The 21,094-nt window shown below is 63.8% G+C and carries 21 protein-coding genes; 14 read left to right on the top strand and 7 right to left on the bottom strand.

Translation table 11 applies throughout. The annotated features are described in order from the left end of the window. Positions 1 to 372: 372 nt before the first annotated feature. On the top strand, positions 373 to 1,287 hold the full coding sequence (locus tag CH262_RS06880; RefSeq protein ID WP_143547078.1) for a DUF559 domain-containing protein: 915 nt from the start codon (positions 373 to 375) through the stop codon (positions 1,285 to 1,287). 196 nt (positions 1,288 to 1,483) lie between these two features. On the opposite strand, the gene CH262_RS06875 is transcribed toward CH262_RS06880, so the two are convergent. After that, complete coding sequence (locus CH262_RS06875) at positions 1,484 to 1,888, bottom strand: SPW repeat domain-containing protein (RefSeq protein ID WP_032381228.1); 405 nt, start codon at positions 1,886 to 1,888, stop codon at positions 1,484 to 1,486. Positions 1,889 to 2,036: 148 nt separating this feature from the next. Here CH262_RS06875 and ramB point away from each other — a divergent pair, with 148 nt between their 5' ends. Then, complete coding sequence (gene ramB / locus CH262_RS06870; protein ID WP_027498407.1) at positions 2,037 to 3,449, top strand: acetate metabolism transcriptional regulator RamB; 1,413 nt, start codon at positions 2,037 to 2,039, stop codon at positions 3,447 to 3,449. Between the two features lie 17 nt (positions 3,450 to 3,466). Next, on the top strand, positions 3,467 to 4,240 hold the full coding sequence (locus CH262_RS06865) for an LLM class flavin-dependent oxidoreductase (protein ID WP_094717263.1): 774 nt from the start codon (positions 3,467 to 3,469) through the stop codon (positions 4,238 to 4,240). 26 nt (positions 4,241 to 4,266) lie between these two features. On the opposite strand, the gene CH262_RS06860 is transcribed toward CH262_RS06865, so the two are convergent. Beyond that, positions 4,267 to 5,262, bottom strand: a complete 996-nt coding sequence (locus CH262_RS06860; RefSeq protein WP_256988719.1) for an MBL fold metallo-hydrolase — start codon at positions 5,260 to 5,262, stop codon at positions 4,267 to 4,269. A gap of 158 nt (positions 5,263 to 5,420) precedes the next feature. Between CH262_RS06860 and CH262_RS06855 the strand changes: the two genes are divergently transcribed. Then, positions 5,421 to 6,860 carry a gamma-aminobutyraldehyde dehydrogenase gene (locus tag CH262_RS06855; protein ID WP_094652000.1) on the top strand — a complete coding sequence of 480 codons (1,440 nt, stop codon included), beginning with the start codon at positions 5,421 to 5,423 and terminating at the stop codon, positions 6,858 to 6,860. Continuing rightward, positions 6,857 to 8,794: a primary-amine oxidase gene (locus CH262_RS06850; protein WP_094717261.1), complete on the top strand. Its 1,938-nt coding sequence runs from the start codon at positions 6,857 to 6,859 to the stop codon at positions 8,792 to 8,794. Before CH262_RS06855 ends, CH262_RS06850 begins: the two co-directional genes overlap by 4 nt. Positions 8,795 to 8,891: 97 nt before the next feature. On the opposite strand, the gene CH262_RS06845 is transcribed toward CH262_RS06850, so the two are convergent. From CH262_RS06845 to CH262_RS06835, 3 genes are all read right to left on the bottom strand, one after another. Then, a complete protein-coding gene (locus CH262_RS06845; RefSeq protein WP_052053133.1) occupies positions 8,892 to 9,320 on the bottom strand; it encodes a hypothetical protein in 429 nt (142 codons plus the stop codon). Positions 9,321 to 9,543: 223 nt separating this feature from the next. Continuing rightward, a complete protein-coding gene (locus CH262_RS06840) occupies positions 9,544 to 10,065 on the bottom strand; it encodes a hypothetical protein (protein WP_032369801.1) in 522 nt (173 codons plus the stop codon). After that, positions 10,062 to 10,274: a helix-turn-helix transcriptional regulator gene (locus tag CH262_RS06835; protein WP_027498412.1), complete on the bottom strand. Its 213-nt coding sequence runs from the start codon at positions 10,272 to 10,274 to the stop codon at positions 10,062 to 10,064. Before CH262_RS06835 ends, CH262_RS06840 begins: the two co-directional genes overlap by 4 nt. Positions 10,275 to 10,455: 181 nt before the next feature. Here CH262_RS06835 and urtA point away from each other — a divergent pair, with 181 nt between their 5' ends. The 6 genes from urtA (at position 10,456) to CH262_RS06805 (ending at position 15,970) form a co-directional block, all read left to right on the top strand. Beyond that, on the top strand, positions 10,456 to 11,733 hold the full coding sequence (urtA, locus tag CH262_RS06830; protein ID WP_032369802.1) for an urea ABC transporter substrate-binding protein: 1,278 nt from the start codon (positions 10,456 to 10,458) through the stop codon (positions 11,731 to 11,733). A gap of 72 nt (positions 11,734 to 11,805) precedes the next feature. Beyond that, positions 11,806 to 12,690, top strand: a complete 885-nt coding sequence (urtB, locus tag CH262_RS06825) for an urea ABC transporter permease subunit UrtB (RefSeq protein ID WP_027498414.1) — start codon at positions 11,806 to 11,808, stop codon at positions 12,688 to 12,690. Further along, positions 12,687 to 13,778 carry an urea ABC transporter permease subunit UrtC gene (gene urtC / locus CH262_RS06820; RefSeq protein WP_027498415.1) on the top strand — a complete coding sequence of 364 codons (1,092 nt, stop codon included), beginning with the start codon at positions 12,687 to 12,689 and terminating at the stop codon, positions 13,776 to 13,778. Before urtB ends, urtC begins: the two co-directional genes overlap by 4 nt. Then, on the top strand, positions 13,775 to 14,605 hold the full coding sequence (urtD, locus tag CH262_RS06815) for an urea ABC transporter ATP-binding protein UrtD (protein WP_032386165.1): 831 nt from the start codon (positions 13,775 to 13,777) through the stop codon (positions 14,603 to 14,605). The genes urtC and urtD overlap by 4 nt, the downstream gene beginning before the upstream one ends. Next, entirely contained in the window at positions 14,598 to 15,290 is a 693-nt protein-coding gene (gene urtE / locus CH262_RS06810) for an urea ABC transporter ATP-binding subunit UrtE (protein WP_094717260.1), read from the top strand. The genes urtD and urtE overlap by 8 nt, the downstream gene beginning before the upstream one ends. 11 nt (positions 15,291 to 15,301) lie before the next feature. Beyond that, a complete protein-coding gene (locus CH262_RS06805) occupies positions 15,302 to 15,970 on the top strand; it encodes a GntR family transcriptional regulator (protein WP_094717259.1) in 669 nt (222 codons plus the stop codon). A gap of 4 nt (positions 15,971 to 15,974) precedes the next feature. Here CH262_RS06805 and CH262_RS06800 read toward each other — a convergent pair whose 3' ends face one another. Beyond that, a complete protein-coding gene (locus CH262_RS06800; RefSeq protein ID WP_094717258.1) occupies positions 15,975 to 16,904 on the bottom strand; it encodes an ABC transporter substrate-binding protein in 930 nt (309 codons plus the stop codon). Between the two features lie 109 nt (positions 16,905 to 17,013). On the opposite strand from CH262_RS06800, the gene CH262_RS06795 reads away from it, so the two are divergent. The 3 genes from CH262_RS06795 to CH262_RS06785 all read left to right on the top strand — a co-directional run bounded on the left by CH262_RS06795 (position 17,014) and on the right by CH262_RS06785 (position 19,502). Next, entirely contained in the window at positions 17,014 to 17,574 is a 561-nt protein-coding gene (locus CH262_RS06795) for a carboxymuconolactone decarboxylase family protein (protein ID WP_094717257.1), read from the top strand. Further along, positions 17,571 to 18,335 carry a class I SAM-dependent methyltransferase gene (locus tag CH262_RS06790; RefSeq protein WP_256988718.1) on the top strand — a complete coding sequence of 255 codons (765 nt, stop codon included), beginning with the start codon at positions 17,571 to 17,573 and terminating at the stop codon, positions 18,333 to 18,335. Before CH262_RS06795 ends, CH262_RS06790 begins: the two co-directional genes overlap by 4 nt. A 117-nt stretch (positions 18,336 to 18,452) precedes the next feature. Next, positions 18,453 to 19,502: a M48 family metallopeptidase gene (locus tag CH262_RS06785; protein WP_032365161.1), complete on the top strand. Its 1,050-nt coding sequence runs from the start codon at positions 18,453 to 18,455 to the stop codon at positions 19,500 to 19,502. 89 nt (positions 19,503 to 19,591) lie between these two features. Here CH262_RS06785 and lpdA read toward each other — a convergent pair whose 3' ends face one another. Further along, complete coding sequence (lpdA, locus tag CH262_RS06780) at positions 19,592 to 21,007, bottom strand: dihydrolipoyl dehydrogenase (RefSeq protein ID WP_032365160.1); 1,416 nt, start codon at positions 21,005 to 21,007, stop codon at positions 19,592 to 19,594. Positions 21,008 to 21,094 lie beyond the last annotated feature (87 nt).

Genomic DNA, 21,094 nt, shown 5'->3' with positions numbered 1-21,094 from the left:
AAGTCTGCAAATTTTCGGGGCTCACATACCTCGTCGATCGGGCAGCGTGGTTACTCGTCGGTAGCGACGAATCCCCAGTTGGTGAACGGAATGAACAAAATTCTTTACGGGACGCTTGTACGGTTTGAATCGAGCGTCTGAATCGAGTCAGTAAACGGCTCGGTAGTGATGGACGTCACACACGCTGTGTCTCACGATGTGGACGCTGCACAAGGTGCTCCACTCGCGATCTCTCGTCGGAGAATCCCCCCTGCGAGCGCGTCGAGTGGAGCAGGAATTGCACCATCCACAAGCCATCGGCCATGCACAGGCCATTCCATTTCCCCAGGTCGACCGATCAACACCTCACAACGACACACCGATGCTCCAGCCATGACACACCACAACCCCGCAGGTCGTTCCGCAGGCTCCACTCCCACCCCCGCAGGTCATTCCGCAGGCTCCACTCCCACCCCCGCAGGCTCCACTCCCACCACGTGGAGGGATCTCGTCGCCGCAGGGATTCACCCCAGCACCATCTCGCGTCGCTTCACCCGCGTCCTGCCGACGGTCCATATGCGCGGGGAGCCGTCGACGATGGACCGTTGTCGGGCGATCACGCTGTGGCGACCCGATGCCGTCCTCAGTCATCGATCGGCCGCGTACCTGCGCGGCTGGACCACCGAACCGACAATGCTCGACGCCACCGTCCCTCGAACTGCGCGGCTGCGACCTCCGTCGTGGCTTCGGCTGCACCGTCGCGACATGGACTCCACGCTCGTCGACGAGGTCGCGGCGCTGCCCTGCACCATCTCTGCGCAGACGATGCTCGATTGCCTGGCGCTACTCCCCCGCCCCGATGCCGAGTTGCTGATCGACGAGCGCCTGAAGTTCGGAATGGACCCGGCTTCGCTGCTCTGCCTACTCGACCGCTACCCGGGTCGGCACGGGAACGTCGAGCTGGCTCGTCAGGTGCGGCTCGAGGTATCGAGATTTGCGTCGGAGCCCGAGCGCGCCCTGGGCCGCGCAGTGCATCGACTCGGCCTGCGCCTGGAGATGAACGCTGCAGTCGGTCCGTTCGTGTGTGATTTCGTCGACCGCCGCAGCCGAACGATCGTCGAAGTCGACGGTCGCGAATTCCACAGTGCAGCAGCTGTATTCAGCAAGGATCGCCGACGACAGAACGCGCTGATCCTCGATGGCTGGTTGGTGCTGCGCTACTCGGCGTTCGATGTGCTCACCGCGCCTGACGACGTGGCTGCCGAAATCGCGTCGGTTGTCAGGCGGCGCCGGGCATCGCGGCGATGACTGCACACAATGCTCCACTCGCCGGGCCCCACACGAGATTCATCGCGCCCGCCCCGGGGAGTGGAGCACCAGTTGCATCAGGCCGGTCGCAGTGGCCGACCCGGCGCTGAATGCACGAAATGCTCCACTTCCCGAGGCGAGCACGGGATTTACCGCGCCCGCCCCAGTCAGTGGAGCATCAGTTGCAGAGAAGGGCTCAGATGCGAACGCCGGTGCGCTCGTTGCTGGAGGCCACTACTCGCGAGGTGACCGGTGCCCGGCGCGACGCGATGACCCCCAGCGCACCCATGGCGGCGATCACGAGTCCGCCGACGATGGCGAACAGGTCCGCGGCCAGCAATCCGGAGGGGAAGACCATCAGCGCGGGTGAGACGGCGAGCAACACACCGAGGCCGACGTGAGTCCAGTGACTCTGCCTGGACGCGGATCCGATGGCCCAGAGCGCCGACGATGCCGCAAGGATGCCGAGCACCAGGATGGCTCCGGTGACTTCTTGGTCGCCCTGGACGGGAAGCCAGACGGTGGAGGCGACCAGAACGGCTCCGGTGACGAAGACGACGACGTCCCTGACGATTTCCGATGTGCGCTGACGATTGGACATGACCGCTCCTCGAGGTGCGTGATGAATAGCTCGTATATCGGTATACGCCTTTACTTCGGCTAATGTTCCCGACGGTCACCGAATCGTGACCCAGCAGCTAGTTGCGAACGGTGTTAAGGCAATTCTTCGCAGGCGTAGCCTGGCAACCGTGTCCAAGACTTTCGTCGGCGTTCGCCTTCGGCAGCTCCGCAGCGAACGCAGCATGAGCCAGGTATCTCTGGCGCAGAAACTCGGCATCTCTGCCAGCTATCTCAACCAGATCGAACACGACGTGCGTCCGTTGACGGTTCCGGTTCTGCTGCGCATCTCGGAGGTCTTCGGCGTCGACACCTCGTTCTTCTCCTCCGAGGACGACACCAGGTTGGTTGCCGAGTTGCGCGAAGTCGCACTCGATCAAGACATGGGCATCGACGCCGATCCGCACGAGATCGCGCAGATGGTCAGCTCGCACCCACAGCTGGCTCGGGCAATGGTCAATATGCATCGCCGATACCGCAATACGACGGCTCAGCTGTTGGCAGCGACCGAGGAACGATTCTCCGACGGCAGCGGCAGCGGCTCGATAAGCAAGCCGCACGAAGAGGTGCGCGACTACTTCTATCAACGACAGAACTATCTGCACGAATTGGATACCGCCGCAGAGGCATTGACATCGCGGATCCGGTTCCATCGCGCCGATGTGGGCGGTGAGATCGCGAAGCGGTTGCGGACGGTGCACGACGTGCAGATCGTCAATCGCATCGACCTCGGTGAGAATGTGCTTCATCGGTTCGACCCTCAGACGCGGGTGTTGGAGATTTCTCCTCACCTCTCCGGCGGGCAGAAGGTGTTCAAGTTCGCCGCCGAGCTCGCGTATCTCGAATGCGGTGATCTGTTGAACAAGATGGCCGACGAGGGAAACTTCACGAGCGAGGCGTCGAAGAAATTGGCGGTGCTCGGGTTCGCCAACTATTTCGCGGCCGCGACGGTGTTGCCGTATCACCAGTTCCACGACGTCGCCGAGGATTTCCGATACGACATCGAGCGGCTGTCGGCCTTCTTCTCGGTGAGTTACGAGACGATCTGCCACCGACTCTCCACGCTGCAGCGCCCCGAGATGCGCGGTGTTCCGTTCTCGTTCGTCCGGGTCGATCGCGCCGGAAACATGTCGAAACGACAGTCCGCCACCGGCTTTCACTTCTCCTCCAGCGGTGGCACGTGCCCGCTGTGGAACGTGTACGAGACGTTCGCGTATCCCGGCAAGATCATGACGCAGATCGCCGAGATGCCCGACGGGCGCAACTACCTGTGGATAGCGCGAACGGTGGAACGCCGCGCCGCGCGATACGGGCAGCCCGGCAAGACTTTTGCCATCGGCCTCGGTTGCGAACTGCGCCATGCAGGACGGCTCGTCTATGCCGACGGACTGGACGTGCAGGGCTCGGCGGTCGCGACTCCGATCGGAGCGGGTTGCCGGGTCTGCGAACGCTCGAATTGCCCGCAGCGTGCGTTTCCGCCGCTCGGCAAGGATCTCGACATAGACGAGCACCGAAGCTCGGTGTCCCCGTACCTCGTTCGCTGAGTAGAAAGAGAATTCCCATGACCCGAATCGGCGTTGTACTCAGGCCCGAGATCGCCCCGGAGGCACTGGTCGAGGCGGCTCGCGCAGCCGATGCCGCGGGCGTCGACGAGGTCTGGCTGTGGGAAGACTGCTTCTTCTCCGGCGGACTGTCCACTGCTGCACTGATTCTCGCGAGCACCGATCGCGTGAACGTCGGCATCGGGGTGTTGCCCACTCCGATGCGGAACGTGGCGTCGACGGCCATGGAGATCGCGACCGTCGCTCGGGTCCATCCGGGCCGGCTCCGCGTGGGACTCGGCCACGGCGTCCAGTCGTGGATGGGCCAGATCGGCGCACGAGTGCAGTCTCCGCTGACGTTGCTCGACGAGCAGATGACAGCCCTCACCGCTCTCCTGGCGGGCGAGAGCGTCACCACGCAGGGTCGGTACGTCTCGCTCGACAATGTGCAGCTCGATTGGCCTCCGCTGCAGGCACCTCCACTGCTCGTCGGGGCCACGGGCCCGAAAACCCTTGCTCTGAGCGGCCGCAGGAGTGTCGGCACCATTCTCACGAGCGAGACGGACCCGGATCAGCTGCGGACTGCCGTCGGGCATATCGCCGCAGGGCCGGGTCACGACATCGTCGTATATGTCGCCGTCGGATCCGATTCCGATGCCGCCATGAGCAATCTGCAGCGCTGGTTCGATGCGGGCGCGACCACTGTCGTACTCGAACCGACTGCAGAACAACCGGATCCGACCCCACTGTTCGCGCACGCCGCGTCCTTGACAAAGGTGTTCGGAGCCCGGTAACCAGCAGCCTCAGCGAAAGTCTGACACTAGCGCTCCCGCAGATAGCGTCCCGCGTCGGCGAACGCGCGTGCTCGACGCGTCAGCGTGGGTGGCGCAGCGGGTTCGCCTCGCCACAGGCGGTAGAGCGTGCTCATGCTGAGGATGAGTCGCTCCGGCGAATCCCAGTGCGCGTAATGGCCGAATTCGGGTGATTTGAGCAGGTTCAGGGCGGCCTCGGTAGAACCGAGTCCCGCGTCGAAGCACGCTCGTCCGGCCTCGCCGACCCAGGTCCAGTAGCTGCGCACGGCGCGTATTTCGTCGGTGCCGCACAGGGGTCCGTGGCCGGGAACGTACACGTCGGCGTCGAGTTCGAGGAGGTGGTCGAGGGCGTCGATCCAGTTCTGCAGCGGGCCGTGCCAGAGCACCGGGGTGGCGTCGATGAAGAGCAGGTCGCCCGCGAACACGACCCCCACGTCCGGGAGGTGAGCGATGAGATCGCCTTCGGTGTGCGCCGGGCCGAGGTAGCGCAGGTGTACCGATCGTCCTGCGACATCGATGGTTTCGGTGGTTTCGAAGGTGTGATCAGGCAGCCGGGGCAGCGCCGACGGAAACAGCGCATCGCCGCGAACACGGTTCATGTAGGAGCCCATGGCACCGATCGGTCCCGGCACCCAGCCGACTGCCTTGCCGAAGGACGCGAATGCGGATACTCCCTTCGGCGGGGTCTCCTCCTTCATCGCGTGCAGCGACGCCGCACTGGTGGTGATCCGTGCGGAGGCGGGCACGCTGTCGTTTCCCCACCAATGATCACCGTCCGAATGCGTGTTGAGGACCTCGGTGATCGGTGCGGCGGCAACCAACTCGGCGGTGTCGGCGGCAACCCGCTCGGCCCAGTTCACGTCCCAGACGGTGTCGATCAGCATCGACGCCGAACCGGGTGCCACGACGAGCCCGGTGTTGGTCTGACCCCAACTTCCCGGTGGACGCATGAAGGCCCAGGTGTCGTCGGCGATCTGCTGGTATCCCACCTCGGTGTTTCGCACTGCCACAGGCTATCCGCTGAGCATCTTCCTGTACTTGCTTGTTCTTCCGACGTTTCGTCCTGATTACTCGCATCGTCGTGTACATCTTGTCGGGTGGCAAAGTCTCGTCCGTGGGTGCAGGCTTTGCAGAACCGAAATAGTCGACGCTAGGGGTTGTGATGACGGTGCCTGTCCTGCAGAACTACATCGACGGGGCATTCGTGACCCCCTCGGGTACCGAGATGCTCGATGTCGTCAGTCCGGTGGACGAGTCGGTGGTCGCTCGAGCCCCGATTTCCGATGCTGCCGATGTCGACGCCGCAATGTCGGCTGCCGCCAAAGCTTTCGAGACCTGGGGCAAGACGACTCCGAGTGAGCGGCAGAAAGTACTGCTGAAGCTCGCCGATGCCATCGAGGCCCACAGCGACGAGATCGTCGAGGCGCAGAGTCGCAACACCGGTCAGCCGAAGGCCACCATCGCCGCCGAGGAAGTCACCGTCGGAGCAGATCAGATTCGATTCTTTGCCGGGGCTGCACGGATGCTCGAAGGCAAGTCGGCCGGCGAGTACATGGACGGGTTCACCTCGTACGTACGCCGCGAGCCGATCGGCGTCGTAGGGCAGGTGACTCCATGGAACTACCCGTTCATGATGGCGATCTGGAAGATCGGGCCTGCCCTCGCGGCCGGCAACACCGTCGTCCTCAAGCCGAGCGACACCACCCCCGAGAGCACCCTGGTGCTGGCGAAATTGTCCAAGGGCATCGTCCCCGACGGCGTGCTGAACATCGTGCTCGGCAACGGCGGCACCGGCGCAGCCATCGTCGAACACAAGACGCCCGGCCTGGTCTCGATCACCGGTTCGGTGCGGGCAGGCATCGCCGTCGCCGTCGCCGCTGCCAAGCAGCTCAAGCGCGCGCACCTCGAACTGGGCGGCAAGGCGCCAGCCATCGTGTTCGACGACGTCGACATCACCAAGGCCGCCGACGGCATCGCCGAGGCCGCGTTCTTCAACGCCGGCCAGGACTGCACGGCGGTCACTCGCGTGTTGGTTCACGAGTCGGTACACGACTCGCTCGTCGACGCACTCGTCGCCAAGGCGAAGACACTGAAGGTCGGATTGCCCGACGACCCCGACACCTTCCTCGGCCCACTGAACAACGTCAACCACTTCGGCCAGGTCAGCTCCAAGGTCGACGGTATCGGCGCGCACGCCACCATCGTCACCGGCGGAAAGCGCATCGGCGACAAGGGATTCTTCTACGAGCCCACGATCATCACGGGCGTGCAGCAGTCCGATCCCATCGTGCAGGAGGAGACGTTCGGCCCGGTGCTGACGGTGCAGAAATTCTCCGACGAGGCAGAGGCGATCGAGCTGGCCAACGACGTCGACTTCGGTCTCGCGTCGAGCGTCTGGACGTCCGATCATGCTCGCACGCTTCGTATTTCGGCGGCTCTGGACTTCGGTGCCGTCTGGGTCAACTGCCACATCCCGTTGGTGGCCGAGATGCCGCACGGCGGCTTCAAGTACTCCGGTTACGGCAAGGACCTCTCGGCCTACGGCGTGGACGATTACACCCGCATCAAGCACGTGATGAGCTCGACGGAGACCATCGCATGACACTTCATCCCCTGGACCCACTCTCGAGCGACGAGTTCTCCGCCGTCGCCGAGGTTCTGGGCCGGGAACACGGTGTCGGCGACGGGTGGCGATTCGCCTCGATCGAGATGATCGAACCGTCCAAGTCCGAGGTCGCCGCGTTCGATGCGGACGGTACCGTCCCCGCCCGTCGCGCAGTCTCGGTGGTGTTGAACCGCGCCGAGAACAGCACGTTCAAGGCCGTGGTGTCACTGGACAACAGGAGCACCGAATCCTGGACCCACATCCCGGACGTGCAGCCCAACTTCACCGTCGACGAGTGGGAAGAGGCCGACGCGGCGCTGCGTGCACACCCCGATGTGATTGCCGCACTTGCCGATCGCGGGATCACCGATCTCGATCTGGTGTTCATGGACACCTGGACGTACGGCGAGGCGGTGACGCCCGAGAAGTACAAGGGTCGACGCCTGGGCTGGTCCGACACGTGGGTCAAAGCCGCCGAGGGTGCCAATCCGTACGCGGGTCCGGTGGGCGGCTTCCACTGCGTCATCGACGTGAACACGATGGAATTGCTCGAGATCGAGGACACCTACCGCGTCGAGCGGCCGGAGATCATGGGCGAGTACGTGCCCCGCCATATTCCGGAGCGCATCCGTAACGCCAGCAGCCGTCCGCCGCTGAAGCCGCTCGAGATCACCCAGCCGGACGGCCCGTCGTTCGAGCTGGACGGCAACAAGCTGACGTGGCAGAACTGGTCGCTGCGCGTGGGGTTCAACTACCGCGAGGGCATGACGCTGCACGCCGTCACCTACGACGACAACGGGAACGTGCGATCCGTCGCGAACCGAATGTCGTTCGCGGAGATGATCGTTCCGTATCGTGACCACACCGAGGATCACTATCGGCGCACCGCATTCGACATCGGCGAGTGGGGCCTGGGCTTCATGACGACTTCGCTCGAGCTCGGCTGCGATTGCCTCGGTGAGATCCGGTACCTCGATGCCGTGCTGCACAACAGCAAAGGCGAGCCGTACACGATCACCAACGCGATCTGCATCCACGAGGAAGACAACGCGGTGCTGTGGAAGCACGTCGATCACGACGCCGGGGCAGAAGTGCGTCGGATGCGCCGTCTCACCGTCAGCTTCCACGCCACCGTCGCCAACTACGAGTATCTCGTCTACTGGCGCTTCTATCAGGACGGCAACATCGAGTGCGAGGTGCGCGCGACGGGCATCATGGTCGTCACCCACTTCGACGAGGGCAGCACCCATCCGTCGGGCACGCTGATCGACAATCGCACGTATGCGCCGTACCACCAGCACTTCCTGGTCGCCCGGCTCGATCTTGACATCGACGGCACCGAGAACACCGTCTATTCCAGCCAGACCCAGATGGTTCCGATGGGTCCCGACAATCCGTACGGCCTGGCCCTGACGCAAGTGAACACCCCGCTCACCACCGAGTCCGAGGGCAAGCAGGATTACGACTGGAACACGCAGAAGGCGTGGAAGGTGGTCAACGACAACGTCACCAACGGTCTCGGCACCCGGCCCGCGTACAAGTTGGTGCCCGGCTCGGCGATTCCGGCGATGTTCGATCCGGCGTCGCCGATCTTCCAGCGTTCCCAGGTGATCGGTCACACCGTATGGGTCACGCCCAATTCACCCGACGAGCGTTGGCCCAGTGGCGAGTTCGTCAATCAGAGTGGCGTCGACCATGGCCTCCCCGAGTGGACCGAGAAGAACCGTTCGATCGAGAACACCGATGTGGTGGTCTGGTACACCTTCGGCATCCATCACATCACCAGGCCCGAGGACTGGCCGGTGATGCCGTCCGACACCGTCTCGTTCTGGCTCAAGCCTTTCGGCTTCTTCGACCGCAACCCCTCACTCGACGTCGCACCATCGGAGCAGAAGCACTGCCACACCGATCCCGGCAGCACCTGTCACTGACTGGCGCGACCCGACGGCAGCCAGGACCGACAACACAGCGAAGCGGCGCGTAGCTCACCTGAGCTACGCGCCGCTTCGCTGTGTTGTGAGCCGAGGTTTACGAGCTGCGTCGGACCTCGAACTGCTCGCCGACGACAGCAGTCTGCGATTCGGTGACGCAATCCAGGCGTCCGTCCAGACGCAGCGAGACGTTGTACTCACCCGGCTTGAGCGCGAACGTGGTGATCGTGATGCTTGTCGCGTTGTCTTCCACGACGACGCGTGGGCTCAGCGACAGCATGCCGTTGTGCAGGACCTCGCATACCTGACCCGGAAAAACGTTGTCCACATCGACGGTGATGGTTCTGGGGCCGCCCAGAACCTCGATCGTGGGAGTGCTCGACCCTACGAGTCTGAGGTAGCTCTTTTCTCTGCGCACGGTCTCGACTTCCCTGTTTGCATGCTCCACCGGAAGGTGGACGCCCGACACGGTCTCGTTGGTACTTCGTGGCGCGACGGAGGACGGATTGGTATTACACGTCGTCATCGCCGTCCACCCGAGCCTCCCTTTACATCGAACGTGCATCCGTCCGCGTTACCGAAACCGCCGCCGAACAGCACCCCTACAGCCGCAACACCGGGAAATCGCGATGTCATCGGTCAGAACATACCCTCCGGCCTGCAAATCTGCGAAACGGAGACGGTCCAACCTAAGCCTTTACGCATCCTTGCACCCTGTAACAGATCGTGCGACACATTCGAGACCAAATTCATTCGTCCGTATCGAAAGCCCGCTGCTCGGCCAGCTCCGCAGCATGCTCGGCCTTTCGCTGTTTCCGCTGCTTGCGCTTGACGCCCACTACAGCGCCGGCGATCCCCAGCGGTACACCGATAGCCGCCCCGATCCAGACGGACCCGAGATCGCCGCTCACGTAGCGACCGAGCAGCCGTACGAACGCTCCACCCACACCCAGCAAGTACAGAACGATGAAGACCGCAAATCTCGCGCGGAGCCATTGCTGAGCGCTCTGCACTTCGACCCCCCGAGCTCGGGCGTACCCAATTACCACGTAGGAGACAGCAAGGAGAGTGACGATGATCCCGATTGCGATCCATGCCCCGGTGACACCCGCCGCGTACGGCAGGATCGCCGCCGAGATGAACCCAATCCACAGCAAACACTGCAAGCCGACGGCCGAGGCCTCGTTCCAGATGTCGCGTTGTAGTTCGTCGGCGTAGAAGTCGTCGTCCAGGTCTCCCACGAAGCGGGCAGCTTTGGTGAATGCGCTCATGTTCGTTTCCCTTCGTCGTCGCCGAACAGTGTTTCGACTGTCGTGTCGAGTGCTCGGGCCAATCGCAGTGCCAGGTACACGCTCGGTGCGTAGTCGCCGCCCTCGACGGAGACGATGCTCTGCCGGCTGACTCCGCAGATGGTGCCGAGTTCGGCCTGCGTGATGCGTGCCTGTTTGCGATGCGCGCGAACGTTGTTGGATCCGGGCATGACAAAAAGTCAACTCTGCTTGTCACAAATTGTCAAGCAGTCTTGTCATTCGCTCGCCTTTACCTACTCGTAACGCGAGAAACAGACTCGTCACCGCAGAAAATACCAACGCAATAAGTTGCCTTTACTGTTCGCAATCGCGAATACATCTCCGTATACACACTTTCCGAAAGGGCCGTAGATGCCTGCTGTCTCGAAGCGCATGTCCGTCAAGCGCGTCATGGTCGTTCCCGCAGCACTGGCTGCATTGAGCCTGGTTGCCACTGCCTGCGGTAGCAAGGCGAGCGACACCACCACCGCCGAGGGCGGCGGAGGCTCGTCCACCTCGTGTGTGGACACCTCCGGTGACACCATCAAGGTCGGCTCGCTCAACTCCCTGTCTGGCACGATGGCGATCAGCGAAGTGACAGTGCGTGATTCGATCGCACTGGCCGTCGAGCAGATCAACGCGGCCGGTGGCGTCAACGGAAAGCAGATCGAGGTCGTCGCAGAGGACGGCGCATCCGAGCCGACCGTGTTCGCCGAGAAGGCCGAGAAACTCATCAGCAGCGACTGTGTCGCAGCAGTTTTCGGTGGCTGGACGTCATCGTCGCGCAAGGCGATGCTGCCGGTGTTCGAGGACAACGATGCACTCCTCTACTACCCCGTGCAGTACGAGGGCCTCGAGGCGTCGAAGAACATCTTCTACACCGGAGCCACCACCAACCAGCAGATCATCCCGGCCCTGGACTACCTGAAGGAGAAGGGCGTCAAGTCCCTCTACCTGGTGGGCAGCGACTACGTGTTCCCGCAGACCGCCAACCGCGAGATCAAGGCGTATGCGGCCGCCAACGGTATCGAGATCAAGGGCGAGGACTACACCCCGCTCGGTTCGACGGACTTCTCCACCATCGTCAACAAGGTGCGCTCCGCCGACGCCGACGCCGTGTTCAACACGCTCAACGGTGATTCCAACGTCGCATTCTTCCGCGAGTACACCAACGCCGGCCTCAAAGCTGCTGACATGCCGGTCATCTCGGTGTCCATCGCCGAGGAAGAGGTGGCGGGCATCGGAGCCGCGAACATCGCTGGCCAGCTCACTGCCTGGAACTACTACCAGACCGTCGACAGCCCGGAGAACACCAAGTTCGTCGCCGACTACAAGGCGAAGTACGGTGCCGACAAGCCCACCTCGGACCCCATGGAAGCCGCGTACACCTCGGTCTACCTGTGGAAGAACACCGTCGAGAAGGCAAATTCGTTCGCGGTGGCCGACATTCAGGCCGCAGCGGACGGTGTCAGCTTCGCCGCTCCGGAGGGCGAGGTCGTCATCGACGGCGACAACCACCACATCTCCAAGACCGCCCGCATCGGTGAGATCCGGCCCGACGGCTTGATCTACACGGTGTGGGAGTCCCCCGAGGCCATCGCTCCCGACCCGTTCCTCGAGACCTACGACTGGGCCTCCGACCTCAACTGACCACCACCCATGTGAGTGGAACTTCGTAGCCTGCTACGAAGTTCCACTCACATGCTCCGAAGGAGCTCCCCCATGGACGTCGTGATCGGACAGTTGTTCACCGGCCTGTCGATCGGATCCATTCTCTTGCTCGCCGCCCTCGGGCTCTCACTGACGTTCGGTCAGATGGGCGTCATCAACATGGCGCACGGCGAGTTCATCATGGCCGGCTCGTACACGGCTTACGTAGTGCAGCAGATCGTCTCGACCGGCGGCGCATCACTGTTCATCTCGCTGATCGTCGGCTTCCTCGTCGGCGGCGCAATGGGTGTGCTGCTCGAGGTCACGCTGATCCAGCGCATGTACCACCGTCCACTGGACACCCTGCTCGTCACGTTCGGCGTCGGGCTCATCCTGCAGCAGCTCGCCCGCGACATCTTCGGTGCCCCGGCGGTCAACGTCGTCTCGCCGGAATGGCTGAGCGGCGGCGTCGACATCCTCGGTGCCGTGGTGCCCAAGACCCGAATCTTCATTCTCGTGCTGGCGGTCGTCGCCGTCGTCGCACTGTCGATCGCGCTGAAGAAGACCGCAATGGGTCGACGCATCCGCGCGGTGGTGCAGAACCGCGATCTCGCGGAAACCTCGGGCATCTCGAGCCGCCGGACCGACATCTCGACGTTCTTCCTCGGCTCCGGTTTGGCGGGTGTCGCGGGCGTGGCACTGACTCTGATCGGATCCACGAGTTCCACTGTGGGACAGAGCTACCTGATCGACGCTTTCCTGGTGGTCGTCGTCGGTGGACTCGGCCAGATCAAGGGCGCGGTGATCGCCGCCTTCGCCCTGGGAATCCTCAACTCGTTCATCGAATACAGCACCACGGCCTCGATCGCCAAGGTCATCGTGTTCGTCCTCATCGTGATCTTCCTGCAGGCCCGCCCGCAGGGCTTGTTCGCCGTCAAGACAAGGAGCCTGGTATGAGCGAGTTCATCGCCAAGCGCGGCGCTCTGCTGGGTTTCGCGCTCGCCGCAATCCTGTTGTTCGCTGTGGCGCCCGCCGTCCTCAGCGACTTCCGGTTGAATCTGCTGGGCAAGTTCATCTGCTACGCGATCGTGGCTGTCGGTATCGGATTGGCCTGGGGCCGAGGCGGAATGCTCACCCTCGGCCAGGGTGTCTTCTTCGGCATCGGTGCCTACATCATGGCCATGCATCTGAAGATCTCCGACGCCGATCTGCGCGGCGACGCGGTACCGGACTTCATGTCCATCGCCGGTATCCGTGAATTGCCCTCGTACTGGCTGCCGTTCACCTCGCCCATCACGACGATCCTGGGCATCCTGTTCGTGCCGGCACTTGTGGCGCTGGTGCTCGGCCTCGGCGTGTTCAAGCGTCGCGTCAAGGGCGCGTACTTCGCGATCCTCAGTCAGGCACTGGCCGCCGCCTTCGCAATCCTGCTCATCGGACAGCAGACCACCGGTGGATCCAACGGGCTCAACAGGTTCCGCACGTTCTTCGGGTTCAACCTCAACGACCCCGCCAACAAGCAGATGCTGTTCTTCATCGCTGCGGGCGTACTGCTCGTCGTCGTCGCCATCACCCGCCAGCTGATGTACTCGCGCTACGGCGAACTACTGGTGGCCGTCCGCGATCAGGAAGAGCGAGTGCGCTTCCTCGGCTACGACCCGGCGAACGTGAAGATCGTCGCGTACGTCGCCGCAGCGTTCTTCGCCGGTCTCGCCGGTGCGCTGTTCGTCCCGATCGTCGGCATCATCTCCCCCAACGACGTCGGCATCGTTCCGTCCATCGCGTTTCTCATCGGCGTCGCCATCGGCGGCCGCACCACTCTGCTCGGCCCGGTTCTCGGCGCGCTCGGAGTCGCGTGGGCGCAGACCACGCTGTCCGAGCAGTTCCCGTCCGGTTGGACGTACGCGCAGGGTCTGCTGTTCGTCGTGGTCGTCGGATTCTTCCCCGCCGGCATCGCCGGACTCTTCGCACTGCGCAAGCGAAAGAAAGAGCCCGAATCGGTCCCCGAGGCCAGCGCGGAACCAGAGAAAGAGCTCGCACGATGATCCATGTCGAAGGCCCGCAGCCCACGTTCGGCGGCAACGCCGGCATGTCCAGTCAGTACCTCGAAGTCCGCGATCTGACAGTCAGTTTCGACGGCTTCAAGGCCAACACCAACGTCGATCTGACGCTGATGCAGGGCGATCTTCGCTTCCTCATCGGACCGAACGGAGCCGGCAAGACCACGCTGATCGACGCAATCACCGGACTTGTTCCGGCCACTGGCTCTGTCACCAAGTCCGGAGTGGAACTGCTGGGCAAGAAGGTGCATCAGATCGCGCGCCTCGGCATCGGCCGAACCTTCCAGACCGCCAGCATCTTCGAGAATCTGACGGTGCTGCAGAACCTGGACATCGCCGCCGGATCCGGACGATCGGTGCTGACGATGTTGCGTCGTCGCGGATCGGTGCTGCCTGCCATCGAGGAGGCTCTCGAGACCATCGGTCTGACGGCCCAGAGAGACAAGGCCGCAGGAATTCTGGCGCACGGCCAGAAGCAGTGGCTCGAGATCGGAATGTTGTTGGTGCAGAACGCCGATGTGCTTCTGCTCGACGAGCCGGTCGCCGGCATGAGCCACGAGGAACGTGAGGAGACGGGCCAGCTGCTGCAACGCATCGGCGGTGAACGGACCGTGGTGGTGGTGGAGCACGACATGGACTTCATGCGGATGTTCGCGACCTCGGTGACAGTGCTGGCGGCCGGACGCGTTCTGGCCGAGGGCACCGTGGCCGAGGTGCAGGCCGATCCTAAGGTTCAGCAGGTCTACCTCGGCACCGCCGCGGCGGGCGAGGAACTCGAGCACATCGCAGAAGGGGGAGCCGATCATGCTTGAACTGGTCGACGTCAGAACAGGTTACGGCCGCAGCGAGGTCGTTCACGGTGCGTCGCTGACGGTTCCGGCCGACGGTGTCGCGGCGGTGATGGGCCACAACGGTGCGGGCAAGACGACGCTGCTGCGCGCGGCGGTCGGGCTGTTGAAAGTGAACTCGGGCAAGGTCATGTTCGACGGTGAGGACGTCAGTGCGTTGCGGCCCAGCGCCCGCGTCGCCCGCGGTCTGGCGTACGTGCCACAGGGCCAGCAGTCGTTCGGTCAGTTGACGACAGCGGAGAATCTGCAGGTGGTGGCCGACGGGCGCAAGCGCGGCAAGGCACTGATCGACGAGGCACTCGACCTCTTTCCGGCGCTGAAGGAATTGCTGACTCGCAGAGCCGGCCTACTGTCCGGCGGCCAGCGCCAACAGCTCGCCATCGCAAGAGCCTTGATCACCGAACCGCGGATGCTGATTCTCGACGAGCCGACCGAGGGCATTCAGCCGTCGGTCGTCGCCGAGATCGAGCGCACCGTCATCGAGCTCACCCGCCGCGGCGGTCTCGGAGTGCTGTTGGTGGAGCAGCACATCGGCTTCGCATTGGAATCTGCCCAGAAGTACTACATTCTCGAGGCCGGCCGGATCACGTCCACCGGTGTGGGCGGATCCGATTCCGAGGCCGACGTGCGCGCAGCCATGGCGATCTGACCGGGCGTATCGTGCCGCGCAAGGACCTTCGCGAGAAGGTCTATTCGTCACTGCGCCGGGATCTGATCTCCGGTGCGATCGGCTCCACGGAACGGCTCGGCGAGGAGCGTCTCGCCGAGCTGTACGGCGTCTCGCGCACTCCTGTGCGGGAGGCGCTGGCACGTCTGCAAGCCGACGGTCTGGTCGTGCGCGACGAGGCCGGTCTGCATCCCTATCGTCCCCGGCTCGGCGACCTACCGGATCTGTACGAACTGCGGTCGACTCTCGAGTCCCGCGGAATCACTCGCTCGACACCGCAGTCCTTCGATCGGGTGGCGTTGTCGGCGTTGGCGTCGACGTGGGCCGGGTTGCGTGCGCACCCACCGGAGACCACCGACGACATGGTCGCCATGGACGAACAGTTCCATGTCGCGTTGTCGGCCGCGTCGGGCAATGCGGCTCTGACCGAGGCCCTGTGCGCCGTCAACGCCAAGGTGCGGCCCGTGCGTATTCTCGGTGGTCTCGACGCGTCGGCCGTGGTCTCGGCGATCGATGAACATCTCGCGATCGTCGAGCACCTGCTGGCCGGGCAGCTGGACACGGCGCTGGATACGCTTGTTGCACACATCGATTCGTCCCGCGACCGAGTGGTCGAGCGCGCCCGTCAGGCCGCGGCGTTGGCCGGCGCGGTCCGACTCTGATGCGTCACTTGGCATCCGACAGAATACGATCGATGTCGTCGAGCACGGTCTGTCCGCCCATGGGCCCGACGCCGGTGATCCAGTACGACAGGTCCACCGCATGCGGATTGGGCAGTGTCGCAGCGTTGTCGGTGATCGACGACGGGATTGCGCCGGGGTCCGACGGGTTGTCGGCGGTGACGACGATCAGGTCCGCGGCCGCCTGAGCCGCCAGCTCGGGCGAGAGGTCGACCGAGATCTCGTCGGCCCATTCCGGCCGCGGCGGGGTGGTGAAGCCCGCGCATTCGAGCGTGCTTCCGGCGAACGACGACGGCCCGTACAGCGTCAGCTCACCACTGCGCGGCCTGATCAGTTGCGCTGTTTTCCCGGCGGTGTCGTGCTTTTCGGCGATCTCGGCGCACCGGTCGTCGTAGGCGGTGAGCAGTTCCTCGGCCTTCGCTTCCTTGCCGAGAACGCGCCCGACGAATCGGACACTGTCGCGCCACGGATCGGACTGGGAGGCGATGAACACCGTCGGCGCGATGGCGGAGAGTTGGTCGTAGTACTGCGCGTGCCGAGTCTCCGTCCCGAGAATGAGGTCGGGTTGCGCGGCAGCAATGTCCTCGATGGTCGGTTCGGCCACCGTGCCGACCGTGGCGATGCCGGCCGCTTCCGTACCGAGATAGGCCGGCACACCGGCGGTTTCGCTGAGCACCGCCGTGCCGACGGGCACGATGCCGAGCGCGACCGTGGTGTCGAGTTCCACCGGTTCCAGGGTGACGACCCGCAGAGGATGGTCGGGAACGTCGATCGAGCCTCGAACGGTCTCGACCGTTCGAGTCGCTTCGCCGGCGGACCCGTCGGCGGTATCGGCCGACGAGCATGCCGTCGCTCCTGCCGCCACCGCGAGCGCGGTGATGGCCAACGCTGTCAGACCGAGCTTGAACTGCACCACTTCGAGGGACCTCCGGGTAGAACAATGCGAGACACAAAAGAGGTTAGCCTACCCTCCAGATCATCACCCCGCCGCGTCCCCGGACGGCGGAGCTACCAGTCGGTAAGGTGTGATCGTGACCACTCCTCGCATTCCGTCCGGTACCGCCCGCACTCTCGGCCCCGTCAACTGGGTCATCTGCAAGGTCATCGCCAAAGGCGCGGGAGTACCCAACCCCCACCTGTTCACCACTCTCGGTCGAACCGGCGGCCTGTACCGGGCGTGGCTGTTCTACAGCGGCCATCTGATGCCGGGCGGAAAGATCTCCCGCAAGGAATCGGAAATGGTGATTCTCCGGGTGGCGCACCTGCGCGAATCGGCATACGAGATGGACCACCACATCCGCCTGGGCCGTCGAGCCGGCATCGACCGAGACCTGCTCGAGCTGATCATGACCGGCCCGCACGCCCCTGGGCTGTCGACTCGCTACCGCACCATCCTCACTTCCGTCGACGAGCTGATCGAGACCAAGACGCTCACCGACGCCACATGGTCCGAACTGGCGACCCAGTTCGACGAACGTCGCCTCATCGAATTCGTCTTGCTGGTCACCCAATACGACGGGCTCGCAACCACATTGGGCACCCTCCGCGTCGAACGCGACTACGGCGACCGGCCGCCACGACGATGAACGAGACACCCGAGACTGCACTGCGCCGCGCTCTGGCGATGATCGAACCGGAGTCGGTCCGCACGAGCGCCCGGATCGACGGCGGCTACGTCGAACTCATGGGCGACGCCAAAGCCCCCAATCCGACGATGGCCAGCCGAGCGATGAACAACCCCGGTGTCGCGGCGATCTACGAGAACATCTGGCGCCCGTTCGGAGTGTCGATGATGGGAATCGGCGGGCTGCCCATGTCCGCCGAACGCGCCAAGGCCGTCGCCGACCTGCGGTTACACGGGCCACAGCGAGTCCTGGACGTCGCCTGCGGCCCCGGCAACTTCACCAGATTCCTGTCGGAGCAGCTGACCGAGGACGGTATCGCCGTCGGCTTCGACATCTCCGAGGCCATGATCGCTCGCGCAGTCCGCGACAATCGGGGGCCGCGTGCGGCGTACGTTCGCGGCGATGCCGACGAACTCCCGTACGCCGACGCGACATTCGACGCCGTATGCTGTTATGCCGCACTGTATCTCGTGCCACATCCACTGCAGGTGGTCGACGAGCTCATCCGCGTCCTGCGCCCGGGTGGACGCATCGCCATCATGACCAGCTGTCAACTGGGCCTGGCACCGCTGCGTACCGTCGTCGGCCTGGGATCTGCCGCCGTCGGGGTACGCATGTTCCCGAAGGGGCAGTTCACCGAGATGTTCGCTGCTGCGGGCATGACCGACATCGAGCAGGACATCCGCGGTCTCGCCCAATTCGTCAGTGCCACCAAGAATTAGCGCTACCGACCCTGCTGTACCCCCGGCGATGCGAGACCTGACCGTGGTCAAGAACGAACCGGAAGGGCTTTTTACTGATACTTTGGCAAACAGACCGATCAGACTGGGAGCCACACAGTGACACACGCACCGGACCGTACTCGTATCGAGTTTCCCGATATCTCTTCTCGCACTTGGGAACACCCTTCGGACCGAGCAGCCTTGGTCACTCTTCGTACCCTCAAGGGCTTCGACACGGTGCTGCGAACGCTGTCCGGACTGCTGCGCGAGAGACAGCACCGCCTGATGTACTTGGCCACCGCGGTGCGCGTCGACGAACGCCAGTTCAAGGATCTGAACGATCTTCGAGCCGATTGTGTGCAGATTCTCGGCGCGGAGGAAACTCCGGAGCTGTTCGTGGTTCAGTCGCCGATGGTCAACGCGTTCACCATCGGAATGGATCGACCGTTCATCGTCCTGACCACCGGCATGCTCGACATCATGACCTACGAGGAACAGCGATTCGTCGTCGGCCACGAACTGGGCCACGCCCTGTCCGGCCACGCGGTGTACCGCACCGTTCTCATGCACCTGATGCGCCTCGCCGGCACGGTCGGCTGGGTTCCGGTGGGCGGCTGGGCCTTGCGCGCGGTCATCGCGGGACTGATGGAATGGCAGCGCAAGTCCGAATTATCCGGCGACAGAGCAGGTTTACTGTGCGGACAGGACGTGCACACCGCGATCAGCGTGCAGCTCAAGTTGGCGGGCGGCGCACGTATCAGCGAAATCGACGTCGACGCCTTCCTCGCTCAGGCCGCCGAGTACGAGGCCAGTGGAGACCTGCGCGACGGCGTGCTCAAGCTGCTCAATCTCGAACTCCTCTCGCACCCGTTCTCGGTGCTGCGCGCTGCGGAGCTGAAGAAGTGGGTCGACACCGGCGAGTACGCGGCGGTCCTCCGCGGCGACTACCCGCGCCGGTCCACCGATCACGAGGCCAAGGTGTCGGAGGAGTTCCGTAACGCGGCCCGCACGTACAAGAACAACTTCGACACGTCGGAGGACCCGCTGATCAAGACGGTCCGCGACATCGGCAGCGGCTTCACCGGTGCCGTCGACGCCGTCGGCAACGGAATCGGCGACGTGGCGTCGGACATCAAGGGCCGATTCGACCACTGGCGAAAGTCCTAGCACCCGACAGCAGTCCTAGCACCCAACAACGAAGCGAACGGCGGCGACCACCGAGGTGGTCGCCGCCGTTCGTCGTTCTACAGCAGAGATCAGAAGTTGATCATGTGGCCTGCGAGGCCGTGGATCGCTTCCTGCAGTGCCTCCGACAGCGTCGGGTGCGTGTGGACGTTGCGGGCCAGCTCGTTGACCGTCAGGTCCCACTTCTGGGCCAGGGTCAGCTCCGGCAGCAGCTCCGAGACGTCCGGTCCGATGAGGTGGCCACCGAGCAGCTCACCGTGCTCGGTGTCGGCGATGAGCTTGACGAAGCCCGTCGCGTCGCCCAGGCCGTGTGCCTTGCCGTTGGCGGCGAACGGGAAGTTCGCGACCTTGATGTCGGATCCACGAGCCTGCGCTTCTTCGCGGGCCTGGTCCTCGGTGAGACCGAAGCTGGCAACCTGCGGCTGGCAGAACGTGGCGCGCGGCATCATGCGGTAGTCGTCGATCGGCAATGTCTCTGCGCCGCCGATGGTTTCGGCAGCCACCACGGCCTGCGCCTCCGCCACGTGGGCGAGCTGGAGCTTGGCGGTGACGTCGCCGATGGCGTAGATGTGCGGGACGTTGGTCTGCATCGTGTTCGTGATGCCGATGGCACCGCGATCGGTGAGCTCGACACCGGTCTTCTCGAGACCGAAGCCCTCGACGCGAGGAGCGAATCCGACGGACTGCATCACCTTGTCGACGGTGAAGGTCTCGCTCTCACCGGACTTGTTGTGCTTGATCTCGACGGTGACCTTGGAGCCGTCGTCGTCGATGCTCTGCACACCCGCGCCGGTGATGACCTTGACGCCGAGCTTCTTGTACTGCTTCTCGATCTCCTTCGAGACGTCCTTGTCCTCGTTGGGGAGCGCGCGATCGAGGAACTCGACGATGGTGACGTCGACTCCGTAGTTCTTCAGGACGTACCCGAATTCCATACCGATGGCGCCCGCGCCGACGATGAGGATCGATCCCGGCAGATCCTTGGTCATGATCTGCTCTTCGTACGTGACGACGTTCTTGCTGAGCTCGGTTCCCGGGAGCAGCTTGGTGGTGCTGCCGGTCGCGATGATCGCGTTGTCGAACGTGATCGTCTCGGTGCCGCCCTTGGACAGTTCGACCTCGATGGTGTTGGCATCGGTGAACGTGCCTTGGCCGTCGTACTCGGGGATCTTGTTCTTCTTCATCAAGAAGTGGATGCCCTTGACGCGTCCGTCGGCAACCTTGCGGCTGCGGTCGAATGCTGCGCCGAAGTCAAAGGATGCTTCACCCGAGATACCGAACAGCTTGGCCTCTTTGGTGAAGAGGTGCGCCAGCTCGGCGTTACGGAGAAGCGCCTTCGAGGGGATGCAGCCCACGTTCAGGCACACACCGCCCCAATACTTCTTCTCGATGATGGCAGTGCTGAGTCCGAGTTGTGCCGCGCGGATAGCAGCGACGTACCCACCGGGACCGGCTCCGAGGACAACGACGTCATAGTGTGAGGTCACGAGTCCCCAGCGTAGTCGTGCCCTCCGACACTGTCTCGACCTGGTCTTCGTTACCAGCCGGTAGCCTCGCACGCGTCCTGCACCCGA

This window comes from Rhodococcus sp. 05-2255-1e (assembly GCF_002259025.1).
In the GTDB taxonomy this organism is placed as follows: domain Bacteria; phylum Actinomycetota; class Actinomycetes; order Mycobacteriales; family Mycobacteriaceae; genus Rhodococcoides; species Rhodococcoides fascians.
This window is presented reverse-complemented; position numbering and strand designations above follow the sequence as displayed.